Origin of the sequence: Halomonas sp., assembly GCF_052095695.1 — a bacterium.
GTDB lineage: Bacteria > Pseudomonadota > Gammaproteobacteria > Pseudomonadales > Halomonadaceae > Vreelandella.
This window is the reverse complement of the sequence record NZ_JBQDLQ010000127.1, coordinates 1-6,904: the sequence shown is the minus strand read 5'-3', so window position 1 is coordinate 6,904 and position 6,904 is coordinate 1. Positions and strand designations below refer to the sequence as shown.

The 6,904-nt window shown below is 54.2% G+C and carries 7 protein-coding genes; 4 read left to right on the top strand and 3 right to left on the bottom strand.

Going from position 1 to position 6,904, the window contains the following annotated elements; genetic code table 11:
- The first annotated feature begins 229 nt into the window (after positions 1 to 229).
- Positions 230 to 964, top strand: coding sequence for an RNA methyltransferase (locus tag ACTH5D_RS16735; protein WP_441673222.1), 735 nt, complete (start codon positions 230 to 232; stop codon positions 962 to 964).
- Between the two features lie 62 nt (positions 965 to 1,026).
- Here ACTH5D_RS16735 and ACTH5D_RS16730 read toward each other — a convergent pair whose 3' ends face one another.
- On the bottom strand, positions 1,027 to 2,373 hold the full coding sequence (locus ACTH5D_RS16730) for a Na+/H+ antiporter family protein (RefSeq protein ID WP_441673220.1): 1,347 nt from the start codon (positions 2,371 to 2,373) through the stop codon (positions 1,027 to 1,029).
- A gap of 205 nt (positions 2,374 to 2,578) precedes the next feature.
- On the opposite strand from ACTH5D_RS16730, the gene mntR reads away from it, so the two are divergent.
- Positions 2,579 to 3,076: a manganese-binding transcriptional regulator MntR gene (mntR, locus tag ACTH5D_RS16725; protein WP_441673218.1), complete on the top strand. Its 498-nt coding sequence runs from the start codon at positions 2,579 to 2,581 to the stop codon at positions 3,074 to 3,076.
- Positions 3,077 to 3,159: 83 nt separating this feature from the next.
- Here mntR and ACTH5D_RS16720 read toward each other — a convergent pair whose 3' ends face one another.
- A complete protein-coding gene (locus tag ACTH5D_RS16720) occupies positions 3,160 to 3,924 on the bottom strand; it encodes a DUF3750 domain-containing protein (protein ID WP_441673216.1) in 765 nt (254 codons plus the stop codon).
- A gap of 334 nt (positions 3,925 to 4,258) precedes the next feature.
- Positions 4,259 to 5,194 carry a choline ABC transporter substrate-binding protein gene (choX, locus tag ACTH5D_RS16715; protein ID WP_441673214.1) on the bottom strand — a complete coding sequence of 312 codons (936 nt, stop codon included), beginning with the start codon at positions 5,192 to 5,194 and terminating at the stop codon, positions 4,259 to 4,261.
- Positions 5,195 to 5,410: 216 nt separating this feature from the next.
- Between choX and betI the strand changes: the two genes are divergently transcribed.
- Positions 5,411 to 6,031 carry a transcriptional regulator BetI gene (gene betI / locus ACTH5D_RS16710; RefSeq protein ID WP_441673212.1) on the top strand — a complete coding sequence of 207 codons (621 nt, stop codon included), beginning with the start codon at positions 5,411 to 5,413 and terminating at the stop codon, positions 6,029 to 6,031.
- A 21-nt stretch (positions 6,032 to 6,052) separates the two neighbouring features.
- Positions 6,053 to 6,904 (top strand): aldehyde dehydrogenase family protein (locus ACTH5D_RS16705; protein WP_441673210.1); only part of this gene is annotated, 852 nt, incomplete at its 3' end.

Genomic DNA, 6,904 nt, shown 5'->3' with positions numbered 1-6,904 from the left:
GTGGCATGGGCGGAATGGGTGGTATGGGCGGCATGATGTAATGCAACCCTGAACCCTTTGCTCAAGATGACTAGCTGTTAACGTCATCACCAACAACCCCGCCTTGTGCGGGGTTGTTGCGTTATAAAGGCCAGCGCGGTATTAACGCTACGTCATAACTTATCGTCCATTCAGCTAAGCCAACGTGCTATTATCAGGCCGATTTTTTAAGGCTATAGGGCGATAACGCATGTTGCAGCATATCCGTATCGTGCTCGTACAGACCTTTCACCCAGGCAATATTGGGGCTGCGGCGCGGGCAATGAAAACCATGGGCTTGACTGAGCTGGTACTGGTTAACCCACGCTCACACCCTGATGAAGAAGCCACTCGCCTTTCCGCGGGCGCTAATGATGTGCTCGATAATGCCCGCGTTGTCAGCTCGCTAGACGCCGCTGTCATTGACTGCGTTCAAGTGGTGGGGGCTAGCGCGCGCCTGCGCAGCCTACCGTTGCCCCACTATGATGAACCCGATGATATGGCCTTAGACGTCATTCAGAATGCGCAAACTGCACCGGTAGCATTAGTGTTTGGGCGAGAGCGCTCAGGGCTTACAAACGATGAGATTCGCTGCTGTACCCACCAGGTCAGCATTCCAGCCAATGCCAATTACGGCATTCTGAATTTATCTCAAGCGGTGCAAATTTTAGCGTACGAAGTGCACCGTGCATGGCGCAAAAGTGCAGATAACGATTTCGCATATCAACGGCCGCTGGAGGCGACACCCCCTAGCCGTGAGCAGTTTCTACACTTCCAAGCGCATCTCGGGGAGTTAATGCAAAAAAGTGGCTTTTTAACCCAGCCCCACGCCCGCACTGAAGAACAGCTTCAAGCACTCTTTGCTCGCGCGCAGCCTAGCCGCAAAGAGCTTTCTCTGCTGCGAGGCCTACTAAGCGCTTTTGAGTCTTATTTGCCTAAGCAGTGAGGCATGATTACTCAGAAAAAAGGACAACGCCCGTTGTCCCTTTTCATATCAAAGTAGCACCCCTACAGCATCATTGCCGCCAGCCAGCCAAAGCCCACTAGCGGAATGTTGTAATGCAGAAACGTCGGTACAACGCTGTCCCAAATGTGATCATGCTGACGATCCACATTAAGGCCGGAGGTCGGCCCCAGGGTTGAATCAGATGCAGGTGAGCCCGCATCTCCCAGCGCCGCTGCCGTACCTACCAGCACCACCGTGGCCATGGGCGAAAAGCCAAACTGCACCGCTAAGGGCACAAAAATAGCGGCAATAATCGGAATGGTTGAGAACGAAGAGCCAATCCCCAGCGTTATAAACAGCCCGACCAGCAGCATTACTAGCGCAGCTAAGCCTCGGTTGTCACCCAGTACCGCAAAGGCGCCCGATACCAGCGTGTCGATTTCACCCGTGGTTTTCATCACTTCGGCAAAGCCCGCCGCTGAAATCATGATAAAACCAATCAACGCCATCATTCGCATGCCGCTGGTAAAGAGATCATCAGCCTCCCGCCACTTGAATATTCCCCCAAGCGAGAGCAAACCAATACCTACCAAGCCACCTAAAATCATTGAGCCGCTATATAGCTGCAGCCCCAGCGCAGCGACGATGGCAACGCCCGACATTATAAGCCCCAGCAGGTGAGGCTCGGCGGGCGTATGCCCTTCCATCACGTTAGCGTTAGCAATGTCTTGAGCCTGATAGTCACGCGGGCGCCGATAGCTCCAAAATAGCGCGACGATTAGCCCTAAAGCCATACCGCCTACCGGGATCGCCATGGCCATAGGCACCATGCCACGGGTAATCTCTAAACCTAACGGCCCGCCGGCGCTATTTAAGTTAGCGAGCAATATATCGTTGAGGAAGATCGCCCCAAAACCGACTGGCAGCAGCATGTACGGCGCCGTTAATCCAAACGTGAGTGCACATGCCACCGCGCGCCGATCTAGCCTCAAGCGATTCATCACGATTAAGAGCGGCGGAATCAGCACGGGGATAAAAGCAATATGCACAGGAATAGCGTTTTGTGATGAGATGGCGACCAGCAAAATCGCCGTCAGCAGCAGCACTTTAACGCGCGTTTGATTTGCCTGCGTAGTTTGTTTGCCCAGCAGCGTAATCAAACGATTCGCCAGCATATCCGGCAAACCTGAGCGGGAAATCGCCACCGCAAACGCGCCCAGCGTGGCATAGGCCAATGCAACCTGGGCACCGCCACCCACGCCTTCATTAAACGCATCCATGGTTTGCTCAAGGCTCAACCCACCCACCAAGCCACCGACCAAAGCGCCCAACACCAGCGCGAAAACCACCGAGACACGCGCCAGCGATAGCGCCACCATCACCAGCACCGCCAGAATTACTGCATTCATGAAGTTCCCTAAAGCTATTGAAAGGCTATTAACAGCGAAGGTGGCGGATTCTAGCAGAATAAAACAACAAACCTAAGCGGAGCGCTCAGCAAAATCACTGATTCTTAGCGGAGCTCTTTTCTGTATTATCAGTTGGCAAGCTTTGTGCGCAAAAAATACGCGACTATCCAATGATTGTTACACCAGCCTCCGATATAATCTGCCGATGACTGAATCTAATCCGAATGCCTCATTGCCCGCCGCCAGCATTCCTGGCGATGCGCTGCCCCCCGTGGAGCAGCACGCCCTGCAATACGCAACGGTGCGCAACGCTCACGAAACCGAATTGATTGAAGACTATGTTGAGCTGATAGGTGATTTGCTGATGCACCGTGGCGAAGCCCGTGCAGCGGATATAGCCAATCGCATGGCAGTTAGCCAAGCGACGGTATCGAAAATGATTCGGCGTTTAAATGAGCTGAAGCTAGTGACTAGCAAGCCCTACCGATCGCTGTTCCTCACCGAGGCTGGCCAAAAAATGGCCGAGACGTCGCGTGCTCGCCACGACATCGTGCTGCACTTCCTGCGTGCACTGGGTGTTAAAGATGCCACCGCCCGCATTGATGCTGAAGGCATGGAGCATCACGTAAGTGATGAAACACTCACGATCATGCAACGCTTTACCGACGACCAGCAAAATAGTCGCCCTGCGAACGATAGTTAGGGCGACCACTGCCATACCCAGGTCACAGATGGCTTTGTTGCGACGTTGGATTATCTTATTCAAAAAAACCAGCTTATAAAAAGCTAATCATCGCGGCCTGATACTCGGGCGGGCTTTCCCAGCCTCCCGATACCCGGGAGCTTTAACGCAGGCCGCATAATATCAAAACCAAAGCTGAGCCCTAAAAAATTAACCTCAATACCCTCTTCAAGCGCGAGCATAACGCCGATCACGCCGCCCAGTGAAAACTGGTAGCCGGTGCCGCTGGGGGTAGGCGCAAACACGCCGTTAAAAATATAATCCTTGCCGATAGCCGTCACAGGAAGCGTTACCTCAAAGCCTGGTACTTCGCGCATTACCCAGGCAATAAAGCTATTGCTATTAGGCCCGGGCCACACACGGTACAGGCCGGCGTGAGGATAATCCGTGGCGGCGGCCTCTATTTTCGGAATCATCTGGTCAGCCGCTTCCCCGCGATAATCGGCCAATAGCGTGGGCGGATTTCCAAACCAAGCCCGATCAGGCGTATCAATAGAGGACACCACCGTGGGCTGGCGCCAGCTCAATACCTGATGCAACCGATAGCTGTCAGCATTTTCCGCCTTGGTTGCGATCCAAATATGCTCGCCAAATGCCCCTCGCCAGCTGTATGCCCGGGCCGAATAGACCTGCACCACAGCCTCAGAATACGCTTCAGGATCAGGCGCAAAACCCGCCGAGGTGCGATCTAACGATGACCAATGAGCATCCGTAGCCACCTGATTAGTCACCAGTAGCCATACAGGTCCCACTAACAGCAGCGCCAAAAGCGCCACGAAGCTAAGCAGCCATCGCAGTAGCGTTTTCATCGTAATACCTAGAAGGCTAATGTTAAATGTAAGTACCGCGATAGCTTATAAGACGCAAGCGTATTGCTTGACGAGTCGATGCGTCAGCAGTATTTAGAGGAGGGAAGCAACACAATGAAGGCTAGAAATGGTGGTAGCCCCAGAAGCCACATCCCGGCACACGCAGCCACCACTACCGTTGCTCCCTTCCGGGCCTGGGACCCCATCATTATGAGTGATGTGCTCTAACCAGCTGAGCTACGTAGCCTTTTCCTCATCAACGGGTGCAGATTATGCCTACCTTAAATGCGAAAGGCAAGCCGGATTCCGACTCACCTTCCCCACCTAAATTAGCTTATTGAATGGCAGCGCGCACGGCCTCTGCGCCAGGCTCGCCATGGCGCGTTGTTACGCCGTTTAACCACTCGTCCAGAATACTGTCATTGGCTTTTAAGTAGTCACGCGCGGCGTCACGGGGTGCAACACCATCATCCATAATCGCGCTCATCAACTGATTCTCCATTTCCAGCGTAAAGGTCATATTGCGTAATAACGCCCCTACATTTGGGCACTCATCCACAAAGCCAGCGCGTGTATTTGTATGCACCGTCGCGCCCCCTAGCTCCGGGCCAAAATAGTCATCGGCATCTGAGAGATAGGCCATCTCAAAGTTAGAGTTCATGGGGTGTGGCTCCCAACCTAAAAACACCATCCACTGCTCATTCAGGACGCGCGCGCGCAACTCCGCCAACATCCCTGCCTCGCTGGAGTTAACCACCTGCCAGGCGCCTAACTCATAGGCGTTATCGTCAATCATTTGCTCGATTAGCTCGTTGCCATCGTTCCCTGCTTCAATACCGTGCACGCTGCGGTCAAACTGATCGGCATGCGCCGCCAGGTCATTGACCGATGTCACTCCCGCATCATAAACGTATTGCGGCACGGCCAGTGTGTACTTTGCCCCTTCCAGGTTAGCTACCAAGCGCTCGACCTCGCCTCGCTCAATATAAGGGTCGCTAATAGATGCCATTGAAGGCATCCAGTTGCCCAGAAATACATCAAAATCATTGTTACGCATCCCCGCGTAGGCAATGGGCACAGAGACTGTATCTACGCTTGGTGTATAGCCGAGCCCTTCAAGTACTTCACTGGCCAGCGCGGTGGTCGCGGTAATGTCTGTCCAGCCGACTTCAGCAAAGCGCACGCTGCTGCAGTCATCGGCATAAGCCACCGCTGGTAGTCCGGCGACCAGTAGTAAAGCACCGGCGTAACGCATCGAAATCTTACTCATGTTGGTTGTCCCCTTGAAACGTCTGATGCGAGCGCACCGAGAGCTCAGTTCACATTCAGAAAAATGTTCGCCGCCTTTATAGACCGATCTTTTATTGATTGAACGTTCAATAAAAAAATGCCATCATGGTTAGGTAATCATGCTTAACAGTGGGTTTCAAGTTTCACTCACGCTAAGTATTCAACGTATATAGGTGAGCGTTCGCAGGAGATCAACGTGCCAAAGGTTGGAATGGAACCGATACGCCGTCAGCAGTTAATCCACGCAACCATGGCTGCCATCGATGAAGTTGGCCTAGCCGAAGCCACCGTGATGCGCATTGCTCGTCATGCGGGCGTATCTGCGGGCATCATCAGCCATTACTTTGGCGGCAAAGACGGTCTGTTGGAAGCAACCATGCGGCAAATCTTGACCGACCTCACCGAGGCCGTTGCCGCGCGTCGTCATGCGTTAGCAGACAACTCTCCGCGCGCTCACATTAGCGCCATTATTGAGGGCAACTTTGACCGCACTCAAGTCAACGGCCCTGCTGCCAAGACTTGGTTAGCCTTTTGGGCAAGCAGCATGCATAAGCCCATGCTTCAGCGCTTGCAAAACGTCAATGACCGCCGCCTTTACACCCATTTATGTCATCAGTTTCGACGCGTAATGCCACGCCATGACGCCCGCAGCGCCGCCCTTGGTTTGGCGGCAATGATTGACGGCCTGTGGCTGCGCGGGGCGTTAACACCCGCAGGGCTTGATGCAGATGAGGCCCGGCTTATCGCGCAGGCCTACCTTGATCAGCTGCTTGATCATCATGGCTGTGCAACGTCTGCACCCGATACATACCGCTAGTTTTTATTCGAGGAGACCTCCATGGCCGCTCAAGACATACAGCCTCTCTATATTGATGGTCGCCAGGTAAGCGCCACGTCAGGTGAGACCTTTACCGTCACCAACCCTTTTAATGGCAGCCTGATTGCTACGATCGGCCAAGCCAGTCAGTCCGATGTTGACACCGCGGTTGAAGCCGCTCAGCGCGGCCAGCGTGAGTGGGCCGCCATGACCGGCATGCAGCGTTCGCGCGTATTATTGCGCGCCGTGGCATTGTTACGAGAACGTAATGACGAGCTTGCCGAACTGGAAACCCGCAATACCGGCAAGCCAATTAGTGAAACGGCGAGCGTTGATATCGTGACCGGCGCCGATGCGCTTGAGTACTACGCTGGTCTGGCGCCTGCTATTGAAGGTAATCAGATCCCTCTACGTGACAGCTCTTTTGTGTACACCCGCCGCGAGCCGCTGGGTGTGATTGGTGCCATTGGGGCGTGGAACTACCCCATCCAAATAGCCTGCTGGAAAGCAGCGCCGGCGCTGGCCGCAGGCAATGCGGTGGTATTTAAGCCTAGCGAAGTCACCCCACTCACGGTCATGAAACTGGCCGAGATCTTTACACAAGCAGGCCTACCTAACGGCGTCTTTAACGTGGTGCAAGGTGATGGCCGCGTGGGCGCCATGCTCACCCAGCACCCTGGTATCGCCAAAGTCTCGTTTACTGGCGAAGCGGGCACGGGCAAGAAAGTCATGGCTGCCGCGGCTAGCTCGACGCTAAAAGACGTCACCATGGAGCTGGGCGGAAAATCGCCATTGCTTGTGTTCGCGGATGCCGATCTTGACCGCGCTGCCGACGCCGCGATGATGGCCAACTTCTACTCCAGCGGGCAAATC